This is a genomic window from Sulfitobacter sp. M05 (genome assembly GCF_029285175.1).
In the GTDB taxonomy this organism is placed as follows: Bacteria; Pseudomonadota; Alphaproteobacteria; order Rhodobacterales; family Rhodobacteraceae; genus Sulfitobacter.
In genome coordinates this window covers 301,325-325,556 of the sequence record NZ_JABEDH010000001.1, presented here as the reverse complement: position 1 = coordinate 325,556, position 24,232 = coordinate 301,325, and the positions used below count along the sequence as shown (strand labels likewise).

Sequence of the window (24,232 nt, the reverse complement as noted above, 5' to 3'; positions counted from 1 at the left end):
CTTCTAAAGGGATTGATGCATGACCGTCGACAAAAGCCAGATTCGAAATGCAGCCACGGTAATTGTGCTGCGGGACAGATTTGAAGCACCACGTATCCTGATGGGGCAACGTGGTGCTAAAGCTGTGTTTATGCCCAATAAATTCGTCTTTCCCGGTGGCGCGGTCGATGCTGGCGACGCCGAAATTCCGCTGGCCGCACCACTTCCCGATCTCTGCGCCACCCGCCTTGCCGAGGATGCCGACCCGACGCTGGCCCATGCCATTGCTGTCGCGGCTGTGCGCGAACTTTGGGAAGAAACCGGTCTGATCCTTGGTGCCAAGGGCGGCTGGGATATGCCGCCGCCGCCCGATTGGGAAACCTTTGCCGCCACCGGCCACCTGCCCGATGCATCCGCCCTGCAATTCAGCTTTCGTGCCCTGACACCCCCGGGCCGTCCGCGCCGTTTCGATGCGCGCTTCTTTCTGGTGGATGCCGATGACATCGCATCCGATCTGGACGATTTCGATGCCGCCTGTGATGAACTCAGTCATCTGCAATGGGTGCCCCTCAGCGAAGCGCGCGCCTTCGACATGCCCTTCATTACCGAAGTCGTCATGGCCGAGGTTGAAGCCCGCGCCAAAGACCGCACCCCGCCAGAGTCCGTTCCGTTTTTCAAAAACAACGACGAAGAAAGCCTTTTTCTGCGGCTGCATGGCAGACCGATGGAGGAATAACCGCAGGGCTTTTCCCTGCAGACAGCGGACCTATAAGCGCCCGACCTTAAACATAACTCTCCAATACCCTGCCACGCTGCACGTTCTCGCGGCATCAGGGATACGAAATGCTTCAGGTTAAAGGCCAGACGCTTTAAAAGATACTGGTGACGGTCTTGGGGGCTCGCAGAACAATCACCCTGTCGTCCTTCTCTTCACCATCGGGCTGAAGGCGGGCATCACCTGCCAAACCGCCCCGTCAGATCACCAAAATCAGCAGCAGGATCGACACCGATAAAATCGCCATCCCCAACGCCTCGCGCGCCGTAATCCGCTCGCGAAAAAACAACACTGTGGCGACGATGCTAAAGATGATCTCAACCTGCCCCACCGCTTTGACATAAGCCGCGTTTTGCAGGGCAAAGGCCGTGAACCACCCCAGTGATCCCGCCATCGAGGTTAATCCGATCCAGACCGCAACCCGCCTTGCCTTCCATACCGCAGCGATCTGCCCCGGCTCGCGCCACCGCAGCCACACCAACATAATCACCGTTTGCATGGCCACCACCACCGTCAACGTCAGCCCGGCCCGCAAAAACGGATCCTCTGCCGCAACGGCAAGGGTCGCACCACGATAACTTACCCCGGAAAAGGCGAACAGAATGCCCGATGCAATGCCCAGCGCCGAGGCCTTGTTGCCCAGATCACGCAGCCGAAACCCTGTGCCCGCCGGTGCCGCCGACAACAGTAACAACCCGACAATACCGATGGAAATCGCCATAAACCCAAGCGGCGAAACCCCCTCGCCCAGCAACAACCACCCCACCAGAACCGTCTGGATCACCTCGGTCTTGGTAAACGTCATCCCAACCGCAAAATTGCGTTGCTTGAACAACAACACCGTACAGACTGTTGCGGTAATCTGTGCGCAGGCCCCCAAAAGCCCGAACCCCCAAAACGAGGTCCCCACCGCAGGCAGCGCCACATCACGCCCCACCAGATAGACCAGCAACAACAGGGTGACAAAGGGCAGCGCATAAAAGAACCGCGAAAACGTGGCCCCTGCTGCCGTCAACGTGGCAGTTGCCAGGTGCTTTTGCAGCATGAAGCGTACGGTTTGAAAAACAGCCGCCGTCAGGGAAATAATGATCCAGAGGTCGGGCAAAAAAGCGCTCATGCCGCCTCTGTGCAGGAAGATTGGTTCTATTTCAAGCAGATGTGCCTCAAATCAGCGGCAAGACCGCCCCCTTGGGGCGGGAATGTCACTTCATTCCAACAACTTGGTCCACTTACGGCGCAAGATTAAGTTAGGGTCCTGACCCTAAAGGGCCCTGCCCTATTCGTCTTTCGGCTGCCAGAGCGGATGTGCCACCGGATCTTTTGCACACAAGAAGTACTGCCGGAAAATCTGCGCGTAGGACCGATAGACATACCCCTGATTGCCCAGCAGAAACTTGTCCTTGCCGGTGCGGTAAAGGGCCGGCAGATCATACCATGCCACCTGCGGATGGGCGTGATGCACCGCATGAAAGTTATTGTTTAAGAACAGAAATGCCAGAATGCCGCGGTCTTCGATCACAACGGAACGGCCCGCGCTGCGCTCATGGGCGCGATGTTCCAGAAACGTGCGGATGCGCAGCACCGACAGCGCCCCGTAACAGGCTGACAGATAGGCCCAGACCGACAGGGACGACAGGGATACCAGCCAGAGTGTCAACGCCACCCCCGGCAGATGGGCCAGCCAATGCGACAGCACAACCCTGTCCCCCCCGATGATCCGGCGCACATCGCTGCGCATAAACGCCACCATACCGATCACCGGCCCAACCAGCATCCGCCCCAGCAACGTATTGTTAAACCACAGCACCCGCTGGCACCACACCGGCAACCCCGCCCAGACCCGCGGGTCCAGATAGGCGCTCTCGGGGTCATCATATGGATCGGTCAGATCGGCATCTCGATGATGTTCCAGATGCAAGGCGCGAAACCGCAGAAACGGCACAAACACACCGGGCTGAAACAACCCCAGCCACCGGTTCGCCCAAGCGCTGCGAAAAAACCCGTCATGCAGTATTTCATGGCTGAGCGAAGAATGCAGCGTCAGGGCAAACACCAGCAGCACCCACTGCAACGCCCCCCATCCCATGGGCAGAAACAATGCCCCGCTCCAGATCACGCAACACAGGGCCAGCACCCCCAATGTCGGCCAGCGCAGCCCCGCTGCGTGCTGGTGCATAAGGGCCAGATTTGGTTCTGCTGTTTGATCTATGTTCATGGAGACCCTGTTTGATTTACCTCCCCCTTCACTGCCGCAGTTTCAGTGGTGCCCCCAGTCCAATAATGATTAACAATCTCCCGTTTCTGTTATAAAAGTCACCATATGCCCGAAATTCCCAACACATCCGCCTTGCCCGACAAATTCAGCCGCGCGCAGGAATTCCGCCTGCGCCTGCTGCGCGCGCTCAAAACCTCCGGCCTGACGCAAAGCGCGCTTGCCCGTGCCGTTGGCACCGACCGCTCCACTTTGTCCCAAGCGCTCAGTGATACCGGCACCCGCCTGCCCGGTGCCCATGTTGTCGGCGCTTGTGCCTCCGTGTTGGGGGTGTCTTCGGATTGGCTTTTGGGTCTGTCGGACCGACCGGAAACCGCCGCCGACCTTCTGTCAAACAGCTTCGAACTCAGCCATGCCCCGCGCGCCCTTGTCGATCAACAGATCTACGATTGGCACCGCGAGGCCGCAGGATACAAAATCCGTCACGTCCCTGCGACCCTGCCGGACATGCTCAAGACCAAAGAAATGCTGACATGGGAATACGGGCCGCATTTGGGGCGCACCGCAAAACAGGCCATCAATGCCTCGCAAGACAGGTTGAACTGGATGCGACAGGCCGGGTCGGAATATGAAATTGCCCTGCCCCTGTACGAGATCGACTGTTTCATCCGCGCCACCGGCTATTACAGCGGGCTGCCCGCTGATATCCGCCGGGACCAGACCGACCATCTGATCGCCCTCACCCAACAGCTGTATCCGCGGCTGCGTCTTTACCAGTTCGACGCCCGCCGGCTTTACTCCGCCCCGGTCACGATCTTTGGCCCGCTGCTTGCGGTGCTATATACTGGCGGCCATTACATGGCGTTTCGCGACCGCCGCCGGATCGAAACCTTTACACAGGATTTTGATACACTGATCCGCGAAGCCAAATACACCGCCCGCGACTGCCCCACACTGCTAAGCGATATGCGCCAGATGATCCGCTGATCGGCCTTTCGAAAGGGAGAGCCGCGCCGCGCTCCGCTCCTCCGCCGCGCCTCTGAGGCCGTCAGCCCCGATACCCTAGCGGCTCAGCACCCTATAGCTTCGGATCGGGGTTTTCCGTGTGACCGTCGACTGCAATCACCTGCCCCGACACCATCCGCGCCTGATCCGAACCAAGGAACACCGCCATATCGGCAATGTCTCGCGCCTGCACAAAGGCGCGCAGTGACGTCCCTGCGGCATAGCCGTCATAGACCTGATCCCGCGTCATCCCCTTGGCGGCTGCCTCACGTTCCAGCACACCTTCCATACGCGCCCCTTCAACCGCCCCCGGGCAAATCGCATTGGCGCGCACACCAAACGGGCCCAATTCCATCGCCAGCGTCTTCATCAATCCAATAACCGCCCATTTCGCCGCCGCATAGGGCGCCCGGTTGGGATAGCCGTATTGACCGGCAGTGGATGAGGTCAGGACAATCGCCCCGCGCCCGGCGGCCTTGAGCAACGGGGCAGCGTATTTCGCCGCCAGAAACGCCCCCTCAAGGTTCACGCTCACACAGCTCCGCCAATCCGCCAGCGCGACATCCTCCACCGGGGCCGTCGGCCCAGCGATGCCAGCATTGGCACATAACACCTCAAGCCGCTCCATCTGGGCAAACACCGCCGCCATTGCGGTTTCGTCCGTGGCATCCACCAGAAACCCACGCCAGGCGTCGGGACAGGCGGCAAGGGCAGCGGCGTCTACATCCGTCACCCAAACCTCAAACCCCGCCGCGGCAAAGCCCTCGCCCATGGCGCGACCAATGCCCGAAGCACCCGCCGTGATCAGAACCTGTTTCACCGTGCCCCGCCAATCGCACGCCCCAGACCTTCAGGGCGCGGCAACCCCGCGTGCCCCTTGGCGATCCGCACAAGTGCGGCCTCAATCTCGGCGGAGGGCGGGCTTGGCTTGCGCGTCTCAAGCGAGACATGCAGCAGGAAATGCTCGCCGCTGGCCAGCAACCGTTCGCCTTCGCGCATCTCGTGGAACAAGTGCATTTTCTTGCCCTCGCCCAAAATCACCTGCGTGGTGATCTCAATCACCGCACCGGCATGAACCTCGTCCAGATGCCGGATATGGGTCTCGGCGGTGAAATAACTCCCGCCAGACTGGATATATTCAGCGTCACAGCCGATCATCTCCATAAACCGATCCGTGGCATCGGCAAAAGCGTGCAGATACCGGCTTTCGGTCATATGCCCGTTGTAATCGGTCCAGTCCAACGGCACCGTGCGCCGCGCGGTCAAAACCGGCGCATCGGCCGGCAAATCATCCGCCCGCGCGGCCATCACCGTGCCCGCTTTCATCGCCTGTTCCTGCGCATTGATCAACGCACCGGCCCCCCAGTTCTGCGCTTTCAATCCGCGCATCATGGTAACCAGATTGTTGTCGCGGATCCGCTCCAGCTCGCGGATCGAATGCATCCCCGATTGCGCATCCGACTGATCGGCAATCCGGTCAACCAGTTCATCGGTCAATTCCGGCACATCCATCAACTTGGTCCATGGCCAGCTCAGACAAGGGCCAAACTGGGCAATGAAATGTTTCATCCCGGCCTCGCCCCCTGCAACGCGATAGGTTTCGAACAATCCCATCTGCGCCCAGCGGATGCCAAAACCATAGCGGATCGCATCGTCGATCTCTTCCGTGGTGGCAATGCCGTCTTTGATCAACCACAGCGCCTCGCGCCAGACCGCCTCAAGGAAACGGTCCGCCACATGGGCATCAATCTCTTTCTTCAGATGCAACGGGTGCATGCCCAGCGATGCCAACACCGCCTTGGCCTGCTCGACAAGCGCGGCATCACCCGCCTCCCCCGGTACCAGCTCGATCAACGGCAACAGGTAGACCGGATTAAACGGATGGGCGACCATGATTTGCCCGGGGCGCGCCGCACCCTGCTGCAATTCGCTTGGCTTGAAACCGGAGGTCGACGAACCGATCACCGCATCCTGCGCACAAGCCGCCTGCACCTCGGCAAATGTGGTGTGCTTGATCTCCAGCCGCTCCGGCACACTCTCCTGAATCCACGCAGCTCCCGCCACCGCTTCGGCAATCGTGGCATGAAAACTCAGCTGCCCCTCGGCGGGCAAGGCCACATCGGTCAGCCCGGGCAAGGAACGCCGCGCATTTGCCAATACCTCACCAATCTTGCGCTCGGCCTCGGGATCGGGGTCAAACACCTGCACATCCCAACCGTTCAGCAGGAACCGCGCCACCCAGCCGCCACCGATCACCCCACCGCCAATAATTGCCGCTACCTTGCTCATCACTGTATCTTTCGTAGTTTGCTGATGTCCCAGCCGTTGAAATCCAAAATCTCTGTTGCCGCCCGGGTCCGGTCCACCGATCCCGCGCCCCGATCCAGTATCGCCGCGAATTGCCCGTCTGCGTCCCCGACCGCAGCGGTGCGAAAGCCCGTATCAACCCACATCACCACAAGTGTCCCCTTGCCGTCGCGCGCGCGCAGGATACCGGGTGCAGAAATCTGGTAAGCGCGCTGCACACCGCCGGTCTCACGGCGCAGAACGCCCTGCCCCCCGACCTCATATCGCGCCCCCCGATCACAGGTGCCGATACAGGCCAGCGTGCGCCAGTCACCGGCAAATTTTCCGGCATCGAACCGGCTGGTGCCGCCAAAGGCCACGGTCGGATTGCGCAGCAAGGAGGCCTCCGGCCCTACAGGTGGCACTTCCGCACACCCCAGCAGCATCAGCGACATCCCGATCGCTGCAACGCGGCGGTGTACGGGGGGTGTACGCGGGGCGCACAGAGGGTGCCCCCGCCTCAAAGCCTGGCCTTCTGCATCTGCATTCACTTGGGCGCGCGTTTTTGCAGCCCCAGTTTCTTGCGCACATCCTCCGGGCCAATCACCCGCGCGCCCATGTTTTCGATGATGCTGCCGGCCCGTTCAACCAGTTGCCAGTTCTCGGCCAGCACGCCTTTGTCGAGCCACAGATTGTCCTCAAGACCAACCCGCACATTGCCCCCCGCAAGCACCGATGCTGCGACATAAGCCATCTGATTGCGCCCCAGACCAAAGCCCGAAAAATGCCAATCGTCAGGCACATTGTTGACCATCGCCATAAAGGTATTTAGGTCATCCGGCGCGCCCCAAGGCACCCCCATACACAGCTGTACCAAGGCGGGGCTTTCCAAAACCCCGTCGCTAACCAATTGTTTTGCATACCACAAATGACCTGTATCAAAGGCTTCGATCTCAGGCTTCACCCCCAGCTCGGTCATCATGCGCCCCATGGCCGTCAACATGCCCGGCGTGTTGGTCATCACATAATCGGCTTCGGCGAAATTCATCGTGCCACAATCCAGCGTACAAATCTCGGGCAGGCACTGCGCGACATGCGCTACCCGTTCCGTGGCCCCGACCATGTCGGTGCCCTCACGGGTTGGAAACGGATTCTCAACATCGCCAAAAACAATGTCGCCGCCCATCCCGGCGGTCAGATTCAACACCACATCCGTGTCACTGTCGCGAATGCGGTCGGTGACTTCACGATATAGCCCAAGATCACGGCTAGGCTTGCCGGTCTCGGGATCGCGCACGTGGCAATGCACCACCGCCGCCCCGGCCTTGGCCGCCGCAATGGCGCTTTCGGCAATCTGTTTGGGGGATCGCGGCACATGGGGGGATCGGTCTTGTGTCGCACCAGAGCCGGTGACAGCGCAGGTAACAAAGACCTCGCGGTTCATGGAAAGTGGCATGGGGGTGGCTCCTTGCATTTAGTTAGGGTGTTTTTGTCTGGTCTCTCTGCCGGACCATGGCCCAGGAAACCGGACGATACCATGCCGAAAACGACAAATTCGCGAGCCGTGAACGACCGCATCAAGCGGTGCCGGTTTCCCACCGGAAACCTGCTCGAATGTCAGAACCGTGCCCCCCCGTTCAATACGGTAGCGGATGGGCCTTATGCACCGCGTCCAGCGCTGTCAGCACCTCGTCGCTCAGGGTAACCTCGGCAGCACCCAATGACGTCTCAAGCTGCGCCATCGTTGTCGCACCAAAAATCACCGACCCCATAAAAGGCCGTTGGCAACACCACGCCAAGGCCATTTGCACCGGATCAAGACCGTGGTCCTTGGCAACCTCCAGATAGGCATCAACCGCACTGAACACCCGCGGCCCCTTGCGTCCGCCCAATTCGGGAACCAGTGACATTCGCGACCCTTCCGGCACCGAACCACCTTGATATTTGCCCGTCAACAACCCCGCAGCCAGCGGAGAAAATGCAAACATATCAATGCGTTCATTAATAGACGCCTCGGCCACATCGGTATCCGCAAGACGGCACAACAACGAATATTCATTCTGCACAGAGATCGGGCGCGGGCCACCTGTCCGTTCCGCCGCCGCGGCCCATTGGGTCATGCCCCAGGCACTTTCGTTGCTCAGCCCGAAGTGGCGAATGGTTCCGCGCTTGACCTCGGCCTGAAGCGCGCCCAACGCATCCTCCATATGGGCCAGCGTCTCGGCCCGGTTCTGTCCAGAAGGGTCATAAGACCAGTTCTTGCGAAACATATAGCTGCCCCGGTTGGGCCAGTGGAATTGATAAAGGTCAATCCAATCCGTCTTGAGCCGGCGCAGTGATCCTTCAACCGCCTCGGCAATGGTCTGGGAGGAAATCGGCGCACCTTCGCGGGCATGCATCATGCCTTCGCCGGAATGTTTGGTGGCCAGCACCACATCGTTGCGTCGCATGTCGCGTTCGTTCCACAAACCGATGATCCGCTCGGTGCGCCCAGTGGTCTCGGCACTGATCGGATTAACCGGATACATCTCTGCGGTATCTATGAAATTGATGCCCGCATCCAGCGCGCGGTCAATTTGGTCATGCGCCTCATCCACCGAATTCTGCGTGCCCCATGTCATCGAGCCCAAGCACAGCTCGGATACCATCAGGCCACTGCCACCAAGATCGTTTTTCTTCATGGTTCCCTCTCAATCTTGCGCTCACCCTAAGGTCCTGTCGCGGACCTTCAAGGCGAAATCATGACTATGCTTGGCCACAGGTTACCAAACAATTCTCAAAGGGATCAGGAAACGACGTGTTTTGTCGAGTTTCTGCTTGGTCGGGGCCGGTAATAATGCACTAACTGCCTTATGCGCCTGCTCATTTCATTTGCCGCCCTTTTTCTATCCGTCATCCTTTTACAGCTCTCTTCGGGCGGGGTTGGCCCGATTGACGTGCTTTCCGGTACGGCACTTGGCTTTTCACGACAGGAAATCGGTCTCTTGGGGTCAGCGCATTTTCTGGGCTTCTTCATTGGTTGCTGGTGGTCGCCGCGGCTGATGGGGTCGGTCGGACACAGCCGCGCCTTTGCCGCCTTCACAGCCATGGGAGCCATTGGACTGATGGCGCATATGTTGGTGATCGACGCCTATGCTTGGGCAATCATGCGCATCGCCTCGGGGCTGTGTGTGGCTGGGTGCTATACCGTGATCGAAGCCTGGTTGCAGGCCAAAGTCACCAATGAAACACGCGGGCGAACCATGGGGATTTACCGTGTGGTCGACATGACCGGCAGCCTTGGCGCGCAGATGATTGTCGGCATCCTCGCCCCCGCGTCCTATGTCTCTTACAACCTGCTGGCGATCGGCTGTTGCGCCGCCCTCCTGCCGCTGACACTGACCAAGATCAAGCCACCCGAAACACCGGCCTCGCCGCGTTTACGGCCCCGGTTGGCCTTGGAGCGCTCGCCGCTGGCCGCCGCTGGCGTGGTGGTTGCCGCCCTGTCCAGCGCCTCGTTTCGCATGGTGGGCCCGATCTATGGTCAGGAAGTCGGTCTGAGTGCCACACAAATCGCGTGGTTCCTGTCCGCCTTTGTGCTGGGCGGGGCCTTGGCGCAGTTTCCCGTCGGCTGGCTGGCGGACAAATTTGATCGGCGCTGGGTGCTGATCTGGCTTTCTGCCGCCGCGATCCTCAGCTGTGCAATTACCATGATGGCCAGCGGATTGGGCACCACCGGCATTATGTTGTCAGCGGGCCTGTTTGGCCTGACAACCTTTCCCATCTATTCGGTCGCCGCGGCCCACGCTCATGATTTCGCAAGCGATGATGAGCGGGTCGAACTTTCTGCGGCGCTGATGTTCTGGTTTGCATCTGGGGCCATTTTCGCCCCTTTTCTGGCCTCTGCCCTGATCGAAGGCTTTGGCCCTGCAGCCCTTTTCGCGATGATCTCGGTCGGACATGCCGTGCTGGTGGTCTTTGGACTCGTGCGGATGCGCGCCCGCCCGGCACAGCAATCCCGCACGCCCTATATCTATGCGCCGCGTACCTCCTTTACCATCGGGCGGTTGCTGCGCAAGGATCGTGACAAACCTCGAGAACCACCCGCCAAAACGCCATAATCTCACCACAAGGCTACCTTTCTTGACGGGTATCCGATCCCCACGACAAAAGGATCGGGTAAATGAAAATCCTCACCGCCGTTGTGGCCGCTCTGTTCGCTTTTGCCTTGATCCTCTTGCTGGCCCCTGACGACACGTCATCACATGTGGCACCTGATATGGCCCCGGTTGCGCCGGCCTCGCCCGCAGTAAAAGAAAAACCAGCCCATCAAATACCGCCTGAAAAGGCAACCATTGATGTCTCCGGCATTGAAGGCGCATGGCGGGACTGGCTGGCCCGCCACAACATTGCCGCCAGCGCGATGACACTGGGCCGCGACGGTCAGATCCTTCACAGCATGGGCGAAGGCCGCAGCCCCGATACCGCCTACCCCATCGCCAGCCTGTCCAAGGCCATCACCGCCATGTGCCTAAACGACATGATGGACAGTTTTGAGCTGAGTTGGTCCAGCACACTTGCGGATTTGACGCCGGCTTTGGCCAAGCACCACATGCCCCCACACGCCGGTGCAGCGGTGCTTTCGCTTGGCGACCTGGTCACCCATACCACCGGCTGGCCCAAGAACATCACCGTCACCGAAACCGCTGTCGAAGGGCGCAACCTCTACACCCAACAGCACTTTGCCCGTGAAGCACTCACCAACCCCGCCCACCAATCCGCAGACCACAGCTTTGCTTACGCAAACACCAACTTTGCCGTGCTAGGACAGATCATTTCAGCTCTTTCCGACAAACCATATGGCGACACCTGCAAAACACAGATCATGGTACCGGCTGGTGCAACGCAAGCCGTCGTCGCAGGGCGTATGTGGGCCACCGGCGGCTTTGGCGGTTGGTCTGTTTCAACCGACGACTATGCCCGTTTCTTGATGCATTGGTTTGCGCCTGACCAAGCCTGGATCTTGGCCCCGCGGGATTATGCCTATGAGAGCAACAGCGGTGCGGGGCTGGGTGTCTTTCACAGGAACACGCCGACGGGAAAAGCCATTCAGCACAATGGAATGTGGCGCAGCAACAATGCAGCCCGCCAGCATGGCGCATTGTTTGTGATGACCGGAACCGGGACCACATTTGTGGCAAGCTGGCAAGGTCAATTGCACAACACCGACTATCGCGAGCTGCGCGCGGCCCTTATCCCCCAAATGCCCTGATTGATCCCGCATCACTTGCAGTCTATGTCAGTCAGACCCGCGTAAAGGAAAAGCCATGGCCCGCCACCTCATCACCTCCGCCATTCCCTATATCAATGGCATCAAACATCTCGGAAATCTGGTCGGCAGCCAACTGCCTGCTGATCTCTACGCAAGATACCTGCGTGCCCGCGGTGACGAGGTGCTGTTTCTCTGCGCCACAGATGAACACGGCACCCCTGCCGAGCTGGCCGCGAATAAGGCTGGCAAACCGGTGGCCGAATATTGCAAGGAAATGCATGCGGTTCAGGAACGGATCGCCGGAGATTTTGGGCTTTCCTTCGACCACTTCGGGCGGTCCTCCTCGCCGCAGAACCGTGCGCTGACCCAACATTTCGCGGGGGTTCTGGCGGATCAGGGCATGATCGAGGAAGTGACAGAGAAACAGGTCTATTCAAATGCTGACGGGCGGTTCCTGCCGGACCGTTACATCGAGGGTACCTGCCCGAACTGCGGCTTTGACAGTGCGCGCGGTGATCAATGTGACAATTGCACAAAGCAGCTGGACCCGGTTGATCTGATTGATCCACGCAGCACAATTTCAGGCTCCACTGATCTGGAAATGCGCGACACAAAACATCTGTTCCTGCGTCAAAGCCAGATGAAAGACCGTTTGGACGCATGGATCGACGAGAAAGCCGACTGGCCCGTGCTGACCACCTCAATTGCCAAGAAGTGGCTGCATGACGGCGACGGGCTGCGTGACCGTGGCATCACCCGCGATCTGAGCTGGGGCGTGCCGGTGAAACGCGGTGATGCAGACTGGCCCGGTATGGAGGGCAAGGTGTTTTATGTCTGGTTCGACGCGCCTATCGAATACATCGCCTGTGGCGCGGAATGGGTCGAGGCGGGTAAAGGCAGCGATTGGGAACGCTGGTGGCGCACCGACAAAGGTGCCGAGGATGTGCGCTATACCCAGTTCATGGGCAAAGACAATGTGCCCTTCCATACCCTGAGCTTTCCAGCCACGATTATGGGCTCGGGCGAGCCCTGGAAGCTGGTCGATTACATTAAATCCTTTAACTACCTGACCTATGATGGTGGCCAATTCTCGACATCCCGCGGACGCGGCGTGTTTATGGATCAGGCCCTTGAAATCTTGCCTGCGGACTACTGGCGCTGGTGGTTGTTAAGCCACGCCCCCGAGACATCGGATGCGGAATTCACATGGGACAACTTCCAGACCTCTGTGAACAAGGATTTGGCAGATGTTTTGGGCAATTTCATCAGCCGGATTACAAAGTTCTGTCGATCCAAGTTTGGTGAATCTGTGCCTGAAGCGGGCAGTTACGGAGCAGCCGAAGAGGCGTTGATTGCCGATATCACCGAACGCGTCGCCCGATATCAGGAACATATGGGTGCCATCGAAGTGCGCAAATCCGCGCAGGAACTGCGCGCCATCTGGGCCGCCGGCAATGAATATCTGCAAGCCGAAGCGCCTTGGACAACCTTCAAATCCGATCCGGACAAGGCCGCAGCACAGGTGCGTCTGGCGCTTAATCTTATCCCGCTTTACGCCAGCCTGTCCGCGCCCTTCATTCCCACTGCTGCGGCGTCAATGCTGGCAGCGATGAAGGTGGAAGATGCGCATTGGCCTGACGATGTGCCCGCCGCACTGGCCCGTCTTGCGCCGGGACATGCGTTTGAGGTGCCCGAAGTTCTATTCGCCAAGATCACCGATGACAATGTCACCGAATGGTCTGAACGGTTTGCCGGCACGCGGGACTAAGCGCTGACAGGACCGCCGGCGCTCTCCCTTGCATTGGGGGATGACGGCAAGTCTCAGGATAAATGTGAAAGGTCGTCGCCACGTCAACCGCCGCTGTGATGCCAAAAGAACAACCGTGGAGCGCAGCGCCATTTAGGCCGGTTGGTTTTCCGCTGCCTGTCGGTTTTGGCCTGCACTCAACAGCGCAGGATATACCCATGTCCTAGAATTCCTCCCATCCCTCCGCAGCCAGGTCGGCATTTGCCTCAAGCGCGGTGTTACCTTGCACCACTACTTGTGGTGTCGCGGACGAGTCTTGTGCCGGCGTCACAACTGCGGCACTGCGCTTGTCCTGTCGGTTCATATCCAGCTTGAAACGCGACACCGCCTGCACCAATGCATCCGCTTCCGAGGTCAAGGCATGGCTCGCTGCTGTGGTTTCCTCGAACATTGCCGCATTCTGTTGCGTTACATGGTCCAGTTCATTCACGGCTGTATTGATTTCGGCCAACCCACTGGATTGCTCGCGTGCAGATGTTGCAATATTGGCCACCCTGCTTGAAATCTCGTCTACCGAGGTCACGATGGATGCCAGCGCCTTGCCGGTCCGGTCCACCAAATCGACACCCTGCTGCACCTGTTCGCCGCTTGAGTTGATCAGTTCGTTAATTTCCCGCGCGGCGTCAGAAGACCGCTGCGCCAAAGCCCGCACTTCGGTGGCAACCACCGCGAAGCCGCGTCCAGCCTCGCCGGCACGTGCCGCTTCAACGCCCGCGTTGAGGGCCAAAAGGTTGGTTTGAAAGGCGATATCGTCAATCACACTGGTGATTTTAGAGATTTCTTGCGAAGAGTTTTTGATCCCGTCCATCGCCGTCACCGCCCGTCGGGCCACTTCGCCGCCCTGATCCGCATTACGTTGCGCATCCGCTGACATCTTGCTGGCGTGATCCGCACTTTCCGCAGCTGAACGCACTGAAACCGTCAGCTCATCCAAGGCGGCAGCCGTTTCTTCCAAGGTGGCGGCCTGTTTCTCTGTGCGGCGCGACAGGTCATCCGCCGCCGAGGTGATTTCACCGGTTTCGTTTCGAATCGAGTCAGAATTGTGGATCACAGCGGAAATTGCGTCGCGCAGGGATTTTACCGTCGCGTTGAAATCGTCACGCAGTTTCAGATAGACATCTGGCACCTCTTCGTCGATGACACATTCAAGATTGCCGTCCGAGAGCTTGTTCAACCCTATGCCAAGGATTTGGACAACCTTGGTCTGTTCTTCAGTCGCGCGGATTCGCTCGGCTTCGGCCGCCTTAATCGCGGTTTCCTGCTCAGTAACATCTGTGCCGATAAAGGTAACGCGGTCAGGTGTGCCCTCCTCAGTCCGAATCACAGCAAAGCTGCCATCCACAACAAAGGATTTGTCAGCAAACTTGCTATAGGCGTTAAAGCGGCCTTGCTGAATTTCTTCCTGCAGAACCTGACGGAAAAATTCATCACCTGTACTATCCCCCTCCAGGTTGCTCTTAAAAATACTTGCCAGACTGCAAACAGCCGTGTCTTCGAACACGCCGCCGATCATCGACAGGAAAATCTCATTTGCATCAATGACATCGCCAGATTTTCCAAAGACAATGCGGGCCTGTGCCGCGTTGATTGCCTGAACCAAAGCCCCGTCCTGCGCGGCATTGGTCCGATCATCCCATTCGACGACACATCCGAACAACTCCCCCTCGGCATTATGTACCGGATTGACATTCAGGCGTAGAATGCGCGCCCCCGTACGCAGATTCACTGTGCGCTCGTCCTTGGACAGGTCAGCGTCCGGGTTTGTCACCTTGATCAGCATCTCCCTAAGTTGGGACAGCTTGCCCAGATCTTCGCTGACAAGAGAGACCGGTTTGATATCCGGCCATACCTCTTTGATATCGGGCAACAAGTTTTCCATCAGATCAACACAGGCCGGGTTTACAAAGGTGATCTTGAAAGAGGTATCCACGATCATCATTGCCGCAGCAGAGCCTTCCAATGCGGCGCTTTTGAAAAGGTTCTCGAATTCCTGCTCCCGTGCTTGTGCCAGTTTGGCGCGGAACTGGTCCAGCCGATTTGCCATTTGCCCGATTTCATCGCGCCGCGCCGTAAAAGGCACCTCGGTATCATATTCGCCGCGGGCAACCGCCCCCATCGCCAGCCCAAGACTTGCCAAAGGTTGCGACAGGCGAAACCGCAGAAATACGGTCGCAAAGACCATCGCCACCAGAAAAACAACACCTCCAAAAGCCAGCAAAGTCATCTCTTCTCGCGCCAATGCTGCAAGCGCGGGCTCCATCGTCCAGGCTGTCACAACCACGCCAACCACTTCGTTCTCTCCCCCGAAGTGGCTGGGAATAGCGGCAATTACCCCGTCACCGGACAACGTCGGTTCCCCGGTTGCCAAGGCCTCCCGCGCCAGATCAGACATCCGGGCACGCACCCCGTCCGGCACCATATCATCCGTCTGATAGATCACCCTTTCGCCCGGATCAAAAACCATACCGCCCAACGCATCATCGCCTGAATTTTCCAGTACCCCGCTGACAATATGAGACAGAGCATCGACATTGGTGAACTTAATCGACCCGCCCATCTGCATGGCCAGAAGTTCAGTTACCTCCTGCGCTCGCACGCTCATTGTGCGCTCGGTCGTTTCCAGCATGACCGAGCGATTTTTGTATTCAATGACCGATACAACCAGAAAAATACAAATCATCACAACAGAGGTTGTTTGAAAAAACAGGCTGTTAAAAAAGGAAACGCGGTTTTCCGGGGCAGCATTTTCAGACATCTGGCACTTCCTTTGCGCAACAGGGGGTCCAAGCGGACCGGTTGCGCGGTTTTTGGCAGACATTCGTTTCCAGCCGATTAACGCCGCTACAGCTGCGGCGGCCCGCAGCTGCGCACGACCTCTGCCACGCTGGCGAAAGCCTCTGATAACGGGTTGGATTTTCGCCAAATCATCCCCACGGTCCGCCCCGGCTGTGATCCGGAAAAGGACGTACAACTTACATCCGCAGACCGGGTTTCGACCTCGACGGCCATCTGTGGAATCATCGTTACACCGATGCCCGCACCCACCATCTGCACCAATGTAGACAGAGAACTGCCATCAAGGCCGTCGCGGGATATGGCGGTAGGCGCATGGCAAAACGACAGGGTCTGATCGCGCAGGCAATGCCCCTCTTCCAACAACAAAAGCCGCATATCGCGCAGGTCCTCCCCCCTTGGGGCAGGCTGATGCGCAGCACTTTGCGGGCGCACCAAAAGAAAGTTTTCGCTGAACAGAGCCATCTCGGTCAGCGCCGGCTCCGAGACCGGCAGCGCCACGATGGCTGTGTCCAATCGGCCTTGTTGCACCTCCTGCACCAACCGTGGTGTCAGGGTTTCGCGCACATGCAGATCAATTGCCGGATGGCTTTGGTTCAGTTTCCCAATCAGCGCCGGCAACAGATAGGGCGCAATGGTCGGAATCACACCAAGGCGGAAACGCCCACTTAACTGCCCCTTGGCTGCCCGGGCAAAATCGTCCAGCTCATCAACAGAGCGCAGGATCACCGCCACACGCTCCAAAAATGCCTCGCCGAATGCTGTCAGTTGGACCTGCCGCGCCGCCCGCTCAACCAGTAGCGTGCCAAGGCTTTCTTCCAACTCCTTGATCTGAACAGACAAGGCCGGCTGCGAGACCGACGAGGCCTCTGCCGCACGGCCAAAATGTTTATGCTGGGCCAAAGCTTCAAAATAGCGCAACTGACGGATGGTGAAGTTTGTCATAAGTAAAAATTATCACAAGTATCAGAAAATCCAACTTAAAACTACCGGAAGGCTTTGATACGCTTACCTCAAATCATCTGAAAGGAAGCAACCAATGGACGGCAACGACTATGAATCGGGCGGCAAATGCCCGGTGATGCACGGCAGCACCAAACACGTCACACATGATGCACGCACGAATATGGACTGGTGGCCAAACCAGCTTAACCTCAAGATCTTGCACCAAAATACCCCATTGGGTGATCCGATGGGCGACGATTTTGACTACGCCGCAGAGTTCAAGAAACTTGATCTGGATGCAGTGAAGAAAGACCTCGCGGCGCTGATGACAGATTCGCAAGACTGGTGGCCTGCCGATTATGGTCACTATGGTCCGTTCTTTGTGCGTATGGCCTGGCATTCGGCGGGCACCTACCGTTCCGGTGATGGCAGGGGCGGTGCTGGTTCAGGTTCGCAACGCTTTGCTCCGCTGAACTCTTGGCCCGACAACGGCAACCTCGACAAAGCCCGCCGCCTGCTCTGGCCGATCAAGCAGAAATACGGGCGTCAACTTTCCTGGGCAGACCTGTTTGTCTTGACCGGCAATGTCGCCATGGAAACCATGGGCTTTGAATGTTTCGGTTTTGCTGGTGGGCGCGTCGATATCTGGGAACCCGAAGAAGATATTTATTGGGGTACAGAGGAAGAATGGCTGGAACCTTCAGGTGGCGAAAACAGCCGGTACTCAGGCGACCGTGATCTGGAAAACCCATTGGCTGCGGTGCAAATGGGGCTGATTTATGTGAACCCTGAAGGCCCGGACGGCAACCCTGATCCGCAGGCCTCTGCTCATGACATCCGCGACACCTTTGCCCGAATGGCGATGAACGACGAAGAGACCGTCGCATTAACGGCTGGGGGCCATACCTTTGGCAAGGCGCATGGTGCAGGCGACCCGACACTTGTGGGAGCCGAACCCGAAGCCGCCGATATCGAAGCCATGGGGCTTGGCTGGGCCAACACCCATGCCAGCGGGCTGGGAACAGATACCACGACCTCCGGCATCGAAGGCGCGTGGACTCCCACACCAACCACTTGGGACATGTCTTATTTCGACACTCTGTTGGGCACGGAATGGGAATTGACCAAAAGCCCCGCCGGCGCAAACCAGTGGAAACCCAAGGGCGATAACATGGCCAACAGCGTGCCGGATGCCGCCACCGGCAAACCCGCCTATCAGCCGATGATGACCACCGCCGATATGGCAATGCGAACCGACCCCGAATACCTGCGCATTTCCAAGCACTTCCACGCCAATCCAGAGGTGTTTGCCGATGCATACGCCCGCGCATGGTTCAAACTGACCCACCGCGATATGGGGCCAAAGGCACGGTATCTGGGCAAGGAAGTTCCTGCCGAGGATCTGATCTGGCAAGACCCGCTGCCGGCAGTGGACCACCCGTTGATCGACGAGCAGGATGTCGCGGAGCTCAAGGGCAAAATCACCGCGACCGGTCTGAGCGTGTCCGAACTGGTCTCTGTGGCATGGGCCTCTGCCTCGACCTATCGCGGATCAGACCATCGCGGCGGTGCCAATGGCGCGCGCATCCGTCTGGCCCCGCAAAAGGACTGGGAAGTCAACGAACCGGCGAAACTGGCCAAGGTTCTGGCGGCACTTGAAGACGTGCAAACCGCCTTTAATGCAGCGGCTTCCGGGGGCAAAAAGGTTTCCCTTGCCGATCTGATCGTTCTGGGTGGCAACGCCGGTGTCGAACAGGCTGCAAAGGCCGCTGGTCACGACATCACCGTGCCTTTCACCCCTGGGCGCACGGATGCAACCGCCGAACAGACCGACGCAGAAAGCTTTGACGTGCTTGAACCGAAGGCGGACGGGTTCCGTAACTTCCTTGCGGTTGATTTTGCAGTGCCAACCGAGAAGCTGTTGGTGGACCGGGCGCAGCTGTTGACATTGACCGCGCCGGAAATGACCGTTCTGGTTGGTGGCCTGCGGGTCATCGGGGTCAATCACGGTAGCACGGCACACGGGGTGTTCACCGATGCCCCCGGCAGCCTGAGCAACGATTTCTTCAAGACCATTCTGGATATGGATGTCACATGGCATGCCATTGAGGGCAAAGAAGTTTTCGAAGCACGCGACCGCAAGACCGGCAAGGCCCTGCGCACCGGCACACGCAGCGATCTGATCTTTGGGTCCAACTCGCAACTGCGGGCCCTGGCCGAAGCATACGGCAGCGATGACGCCAACGCGCGTTTTGTCTCTGACTTTGTGGCAGCATGGACCAAAGTGATGAACGCGGACCGCTTCGATCTGGCGTAAGCGGCTAACGACAAAAGAAAACAGGCCCTTCCGAGAGATCGGAGGGGCCTGTTTTCTTTGGTGCGCCTGCTCTTGGTTTCAGGACCCATTAGAGCGTCCCGCCTCAGTGCCAGCTTATGGCGTTTCGATCAAAACTCGAAAAGCTTTAGGGGGCTAGCCATTTGCCTCGCCAGCCGTCGGTGACAGAGAATGCCGCGCGCCGGTGGCGGGTATCGAGATGCACCAGATCAATATGCGTCAGCTGGCAGTCCAACACCGCAAAGCGGCTGCGATTGGCAGGCTTTTCATAGGCATAGACCTGCGCAATCGGTGTGCCCGGCAGCGGCTCAGTTCCATATGAAACCCGCGAGGTGGCGGGCACTCTGGCCCATGCGTCATCTACCGCCGCCCCTGTCAGGATCGTCACCCGCGCGGTCAACCTGATTTGCAAATCTGCTTCGGGCAACCAGACATGTAAGGCCGCCGTCGGATTGTGCCGCAGGGCGGTCACCTTTTCTGTTTCAATATCCGTCTGAACCTCAAGCCTGCCCCTGTCACGATCCGCCCTGCGCAAGGCCACGGTGCGCGCCTGTGGCACGCCGTCGGGACTGACCGTCGCAAAGGTCGGGTACCGCGCCAGAGAGGTGGCCTGCGCCACGCCATGTTCCAGATGGCTCCATGCCCCGTCCAGAAACGCGCCCAGATCGTCCACATCATTCATAACCTGTCATCTCCAGATACCCGACGCCTGTATGGCTGCCCTCTATGCGCACCGGCCCCTCCCAATAGGGGATCGACAGGCCCATCCATGCTGCGCGGTTCAATGCTGAAACGTTGACATCAACACCACGGGCCGGCAGGCGCACCTGCCATTTAACCGGAACGTCGCGTCCCGCAACCGAATGGGTTTGCAGCGGTTCGGCCGCGAAGGCACCAGCTGGCAAGGCCGTCGCCGTGCCGTCCGGCGCGATCCATGTAGAGGCGCTATAGCCCCCCCCATCGGTCTGACGCAGCTGGAACCCCATCAGCTTGGCCCCCTCATCAAAGGACAATGAAAACCAATCCCAGCCGGTTTGCATCTTGCCCAGGGGCTGGGACGACCATTCGCGATCAAGCCAGGCCGAACCGGTCACCGCCACCACCCCGTCAGGCAACGACAATGTACCGGTGATGTCAAAGTAGGGCTGCGAATAATAATAGCTCGCCTGCCCCTGCTGTGACTTTACGGAATAACCCCCGTCCCCGTGAAACACCAACGGCCCCCGCGCGGTCAAAGCCATATCATAGCCAAAGTCCGGGCCGCTTGCCGTCAGGGACATGGCGTCGAAATCCGCGCCTTTCAGAGACCATTCATCAATCCACGCATGAAACGGTGCGGCCTGCACCCCGGCCTGTCCGATCCCCCCGCGGGCAAAGCGTTCCGTGGCGTGATGGGCATCCGGCGTGGTCACCGCGGCATGGGCAAACCATATCTGCGGCGAGGACCAGCCTGCCGCCTCGCCCGGTGCCAGTGCGGTTCGAAACAACGTCCATTGCAGCCCGTAGGCCGTGCCATCGGGGCCTTGCAGGTTGGCGGTCAGATACCACCATTCGATCCGGTAATCAGGATGCGCGCCGTGATCGGCGGGAAAGCTGAATTGCGGGTCCGGTTGCGGGGTCGCAAACCCTTGCACCTCTGCACCGAGACCGGAAAACCCTTGCGCCCAGAGGGTCATGGGGAACAGCAAGAGAAAGGTAGCGAGTTGCACCATGTGCGACAGCCTAACGTTCATTGGCAAAAACCTTGAGCAATGCGGAGGGCGGCGTGCGCATCAGGCGTAGCGCCGGCCAGAGGGCCGCCAGCACAGCCGCACCCAGCGCATAGATGCCCAACCAAAGATATTCCGCGGGAAACAGATACATCGGAAGTTGCCAGCCAAAGGCCTCGACGTTGATGATGCTCAGCAAGACCCAAGCCAACGCCAGCCCCAGCGGGACCGCGCAAAGGAATACCAACGCCGCCAGCGCCACTGCGCGCAACACCTCAAGCCAGCCCAGCCAGCGGCGGGTCAACCCAAGCGCCCAGACCGGCGCAAGCTGTGGGACACGCAGATCGGCCAATGTCAGCAAGCTCATCAGGATGGCGAAACCGGCAACCATCAGCGTCAGGGCGTTCAGGGCGGCGGTCACGGTAAACGTCCGTTCAAACACCTGCATCGACAGCGCCTTGATCGCCGCCTGATCCGTCATCGCATTGGGCGCAATGCCAAATTGCGCCGAAAGCTCTGCGCGCAGTCCGCTGGCGTCTTGCGTCCGGATACCAAAGCGCAGCGGCACCTGAGTGGGATGCAGCCTTTGGAACAGTGTCTGCGAAATCACCACCTGCCCGCTGGGGTTGCCGTAATCCCCGACCACCGCCGCAATAGGCAGGATCACCCCTGTGTCGATCTCGATATTATCCCCAACCCAAAGCCCCGCGCGGCGCGCCAGCTGTTCATTGACCACGACAGCCCGCCCCGCCTCTACCGCGTTCCAGGGCTGTGCCCTTGCGTCCAGAAAAGCCCAGTTTTCGCGGTAGGTCGGGCCAACCCGCACACCATAGAGCTCGGTTGGGCGCCCGGTGACGCGGGTTTGCACCGACATCAGCGGCAGCACCTCAATGGCATTGGTATCAAGATAGCCCAGCAGCGCGGTGCTTTGCTCTGGGGTTTCGACCTGCACAAACAGCTCTGGAGCGAGGCGTTGATCCAGAAACCCGATAAAAGTCAGACGGAAACTGGACACCATGGTCGATACACCGATATTGGCCGAAACCGCCAGCAACAGCGCCATTAACGCAAGGCTAAGGCCCGGCAATTGCTGGCGCGTGTCGGCCCAGAACCATTCCCACAACGGGGTACGGGCGCGCCCTTCGAAACCGGACAGCACCACAGAGGTCACCGCAGGCAAGGCAAGGGCTGCACCGATCAGTAAACAACCCAACAGGGTAAAACCTGCAAACAACCCTTGCCCGACAAGCGCCAGCACCAATGCCCCGCTTAACAGTACCGCAGCGGCCAGAGTCGGCAGGCGGAACCGCGCAGCCGAGGCCATCACCCAGGCACGCGGTCGCACACTTGCCAGCAGCGGCATCCGGCTGATCTGCCAGATGCGCCCCGCCAGCGCACCAGCCGTGCCCAGCAACGCGATCAACAGACCCGACAGCCACCATTCAGGTCGGATTTGCAGGGTGCCGGAAATCTCGGCGCCATAGAGGCCGCGCAGGGTCGCCGCGACATCAGGCAGCAACAGGGCCGCAATCAGATAGCCCGCCACGACCCCCAAACTGGCCCCAATGGCGGCCCACGCCATCATCTCGACCGCAATCAGCGTAACCAAAAGCCGCAGGGGCACCCCCAAAGAGCGCAGCGTCCGGATCATCCCGCGCCGCTGTTCGAATGCCAGACCGATGGTGCTATGCACAATGAACAAACCCACCGCAAAACTGAGCAGACCAAAGGCTGTGAGGTTGAGGTGGAAACTGTCGGTCAACTGTCCGATATCCGCGCTTTGCTGCGCCGCCTGAAGGCGCAGATCCGGGGCGATGGCCGATAGATCCGGACGACCAAGTGGTTGATCGGGCAGTACAATCAGCCGTGACAAATCGCTGTGCCCCAACAGGTTCTGCACTCTGCCGATATCGGCGATGCCGATCCCCACGGCAATGTCTGGATCAAGTGTTACAGCCAGACCACCACCGAACTCTTGGGCCGTTTGCGGGTTCACAAAGACCTGTTCTGCGCCACCAGTGCCGCGGGTCAAAAGCTGATCTGCTTTAAGCCCGGCGAGGCCACCGGGGGCCGTCACTGGATCAATGCCAATAAGGCGCAGCCCGGCAAGTCGCCCCTCTGTAACCGGTGACACCAGCCAACCGGCCCGCCTCAGCGCGATGAAACGCTCTTGTGGAATGCGGTCGCCCTGACGCGGCACCAGCTGGTCATGCTGACCTTCACCTAAGGTCGCGGCGGCAGCGCCATAGCTGGCACGGGCCTCGGCGTTGATCGCCTGCACACCGGACCAAAGCGCTGTCGCCAAGGCCAGCCCCGCCAGATAGGCAAACAGCTGAACCGGATTTCGCCGCCAATGGGACCAGAGCGCCGAAAAACAGGCCCGTATCATGCCAACACACCGTTTTGCAGATGCAGCCGGCGCTGCATACGGGCGGCGATGGCGGGGGAATGGGTGACCACCATCAGAGACGCACCGGTCTGGCTGACAAGATCAAGCATCTGTTCCAGCACCTCTTCGGCGGTGCCCTCGTCCAGATTGCCGGTCGGCTCGTCCGCCAGCAAGAGTTTTGGTTTCGCTGCCAGAGCGCGGGCAATGGCCACCCGTTGCTGTTGGCCGCCGGACAGGGTTTCGGGATATTTGGACATATGGGCGGACAGGCCCAGCGCCTTTGCCACGCGGTCAGTATGGGCATCATCCGCCCGTCCTGACAGGCGCGCCTGAAACGCGATATTTGCCGCCACAGTAAGCGAAGGTATCAAGTTAAATTGCTGAAAGATCAACGCAATATCACGTCGCCGCAAGGCCGCGCGGGCACCATCATCCATACCGCCAAGGTCTTGCCCCGCGACACTGACGCTGCCGCCCTCGAACGGCTCAAGACCTGCCGCCACATGCAAGAGCGTGCTTTTGCCGCTACCGGATTCCCCCGTCAACGCCAATGTTTGCCCCGCCGCCAGATCAAAGCTGATCCCGCGCAGCACCGGCACATCCCCGTCGCTGGTGGCAAAGGATTTTTGAACCTTTGAAAATTCCAACACCATAACCACCCCCTGTTGCGACAAGATTTAGCGGATCATGGCAGAATTGACAGCCGATTGCGCGTGTCCGGCCAAAGTGACGCGGGGGGCAAACCA

Annotated in this window: 19 protein-coding genes; 6 read left to right on the top strand and 13 right to left on the bottom strand. The window is 59.2% G+C overall.

What is annotated here, in order from left to right; translation table 11 throughout:
* Window positions 1-19 precede the first annotated feature (19 nt).
* The gene (locus tag HKX44_RS01570; RefSeq protein WP_276149550.1) at window positions 20-715 is read left to right on the top strand and encodes an NUDIX hydrolase; all 696 of its coding nucleotides are present in this window, start codon (window positions 20-22) and stop codon (window positions 713-715) included.
* Window positions 716-953: 238 nt separating this feature from the next.
* On the opposite strand, the gene HKX44_RS01565 is transcribed toward HKX44_RS01570, so the two are convergent.
* Together HKX44_RS01565 and HKX44_RS01560 are read right to left on the bottom strand one after the other, a co-directional pair.
* Window positions 954-1,871 (bottom strand): DMT family transporter, encoded by a 918-nt coding sequence (locus tag HKX44_RS01565; protein WP_276149549.1) that lies wholly within the window; start codon window positions 1,869-1,871, stop codon window positions 954-956.
* A 159-nt stretch (window positions 1,872-2,030) separates the two neighbouring features.
* Window positions 2,031-2,969 (bottom strand): fatty acid desaturase, encoded by a 939-nt coding sequence (locus tag HKX44_RS01560; protein ID WP_276149548.1) that lies wholly within the window; start codon window positions 2,967-2,969, stop codon window positions 2,031-2,033.
* Window positions 2,970-3,074: 105 nt separating this feature from the next.
* Between HKX44_RS01560 and HKX44_RS01555 the strand changes: the two genes are divergently transcribed.
* The gene (locus HKX44_RS01555; RefSeq protein ID WP_276149547.1) at window positions 3,075-3,953 is read left to right on the top strand and encodes a helix-turn-helix transcriptional regulator; all 879 of its coding nucleotides are present in this window, start codon (window positions 3,075-3,077) and stop codon (window positions 3,951-3,953) included.
* Between the two features lie 91 nt (window positions 3,954-4,044).
* On the opposite strand, the gene HKX44_RS01550 is transcribed toward HKX44_RS01555, so the two are convergent.
* From HKX44_RS01550 to HKX44_RS01530, 5 genes are all read right to left on the bottom strand, one after another.
* The gene (locus HKX44_RS01550) at window positions 4,045-4,791 is read right to left on the bottom strand and encodes an SDR family oxidoreductase (protein WP_276149546.1); all 747 of its coding nucleotides are present in this window, start codon (window positions 4,789-4,791) and stop codon (window positions 4,045-4,047) included.
* Complete coding sequence (locus HKX44_RS01545; protein ID WP_276149545.1) at window positions 4,788-6,260, bottom strand: carnitine 3-dehydrogenase; 1,473 nt, start codon at window positions 6,258-6,260, stop codon at window positions 4,788-4,790. The genes HKX44_RS01550 and HKX44_RS01545 overlap by 4 nt, the downstream gene beginning before the upstream one ends.
* Window positions 6,260-6,712, bottom strand: a complete 453-nt coding sequence (locus tag HKX44_RS01540; protein WP_276149544.1) for a hypothetical protein — start codon at window positions 6,710-6,712, stop codon at window positions 6,260-6,262. The genes HKX44_RS01545 and HKX44_RS01540 overlap by 1 nt, the downstream gene beginning before the upstream one ends.
* 92 nt (window positions 6,713-6,804) lie before the next feature.
* Entirely contained in the window at window positions 6,805-7,713 is a 909-nt protein-coding gene (locus HKX44_RS01535; protein WP_276149543.1) for a 3-keto-5-aminohexanoate cleavage protein, read from the bottom strand.
* Window positions 7,714-7,894: 181 nt separating this feature from the next.
* Window positions 7,895-8,938, bottom strand: a complete 1,044-nt coding sequence (locus tag HKX44_RS01530; RefSeq protein ID WP_276149541.1) for an aldo/keto reductase — start codon at window positions 8,936-8,938, stop codon at window positions 7,895-7,897.
* 171 nt (window positions 8,939-9,109) lie between these two features.
* Here HKX44_RS01530 and HKX44_RS01525 point away from each other — a divergent pair, with 171 nt between their 5' ends.
* The 3 genes from HKX44_RS01525 (at window position 9,110) to metG (ending at window position 13,276) form a co-directional block, all read left to right on the top strand.
* Window positions 9,110-10,357: an MFS transporter gene (locus HKX44_RS01525; RefSeq protein WP_276149540.1), complete on the top strand. Its 1,248-nt coding sequence runs from the start codon at window positions 9,110-9,112 to the stop codon at window positions 10,355-10,357.
* Between the two features lie 62 nt (window positions 10,358-10,419).
* A complete protein-coding gene (locus HKX44_RS01520; protein WP_276149539.1) occupies window positions 10,420-11,508 on the top strand; it encodes a serine hydrolase domain-containing protein in 1,089 nt (362 codons plus the stop codon).
* 55 nt (window positions 11,509-11,563) lie between these two features.
* A complete protein-coding gene (gene metG / locus HKX44_RS01515; protein ID WP_276149538.1) occupies window positions 11,564-13,276 on the top strand; it encodes a methionine--tRNA ligase in 1,713 nt (570 codons plus the stop codon).
* Between the two features lie 202 nt (window positions 13,277-13,478).
* On the opposite strand, the gene HKX44_RS01510 is transcribed toward metG, so the two are convergent.
* Together HKX44_RS01510 and HKX44_RS01505 are read right to left on the bottom strand one after the other, a co-directional pair.
* A complete protein-coding gene (locus HKX44_RS01510) occupies window positions 13,479-16,070 on the bottom strand; it encodes a methyl-accepting chemotaxis protein (RefSeq protein WP_276149537.1) in 2,592 nt (863 codons plus the stop codon).
* A gap of 86 nt (window positions 16,071-16,156) precedes the next feature.
* Window positions 16,157-17,053 carry a hydrogen peroxide-inducible genes activator gene (locus HKX44_RS01505; RefSeq protein WP_276149536.1) on the bottom strand — a complete coding sequence of 299 codons (897 nt, stop codon included), beginning with the start codon at window positions 17,051-17,053 and terminating at the stop codon, window positions 16,157-16,159.
* A gap of 94 nt (window positions 17,054-17,147) precedes the next feature.
* Here HKX44_RS01505 and katG point away from each other — a divergent pair, with 94 nt between their 5' ends.
* Complete coding sequence (katG, locus tag HKX44_RS01500; RefSeq protein WP_276149535.1) at window positions 17,148-19,370, top strand: catalase/peroxidase HPI; 2,223 nt, start codon at window positions 17,148-17,150, stop codon at window positions 19,368-19,370.
* Window positions 19,371-19,515: 145 nt separating this feature from the next.
* Here katG and HKX44_RS01495 read toward each other — a convergent pair whose 3' ends face one another.
* The 4 genes from HKX44_RS01495 to HKX44_RS01480 are packed head-to-tail and all read right to left on the bottom strand — an operon-like array spanning window position 19,516 to window position 24,139.
* Window positions 19,516-20,070, bottom strand: coding sequence for a pyridoxamine 5'-phosphate oxidase family protein (locus HKX44_RS01495; protein WP_276149534.1), 555 nt, complete (start codon window positions 20,068-20,070; stop codon window positions 19,516-19,518).
* Window positions 20,063-21,121, bottom strand: coding sequence for a lipocalin-like domain-containing protein (locus tag HKX44_RS01490; RefSeq protein ID WP_276149533.1), 1,059 nt, complete (start codon window positions 21,119-21,121; stop codon window positions 20,063-20,065). The genes HKX44_RS01495 and HKX44_RS01490 overlap by 8 nt, the downstream gene beginning before the upstream one ends.
* Window positions 21,111-23,486 (bottom strand): FtsX-like permease family protein, encoded by a 2,376-nt coding sequence (locus HKX44_RS01485; protein WP_276149532.1) that lies wholly within the window; start codon window positions 23,484-23,486, stop codon window positions 21,111-21,113. Before HKX44_RS01485 ends, HKX44_RS01490 begins: the two co-directional genes overlap by 11 nt.
* Window positions 23,483-24,139: an ABC transporter ATP-binding protein gene (locus tag HKX44_RS01480; RefSeq protein WP_276149531.1), complete on the bottom strand. Its 657-nt coding sequence runs from the start codon at window positions 24,137-24,139 to the stop codon at window positions 23,483-23,485. The genes HKX44_RS01485 and HKX44_RS01480 overlap by 4 nt, the downstream gene beginning before the upstream one ends.
* Window positions 24,140-24,232 lie beyond the last annotated feature (93 nt).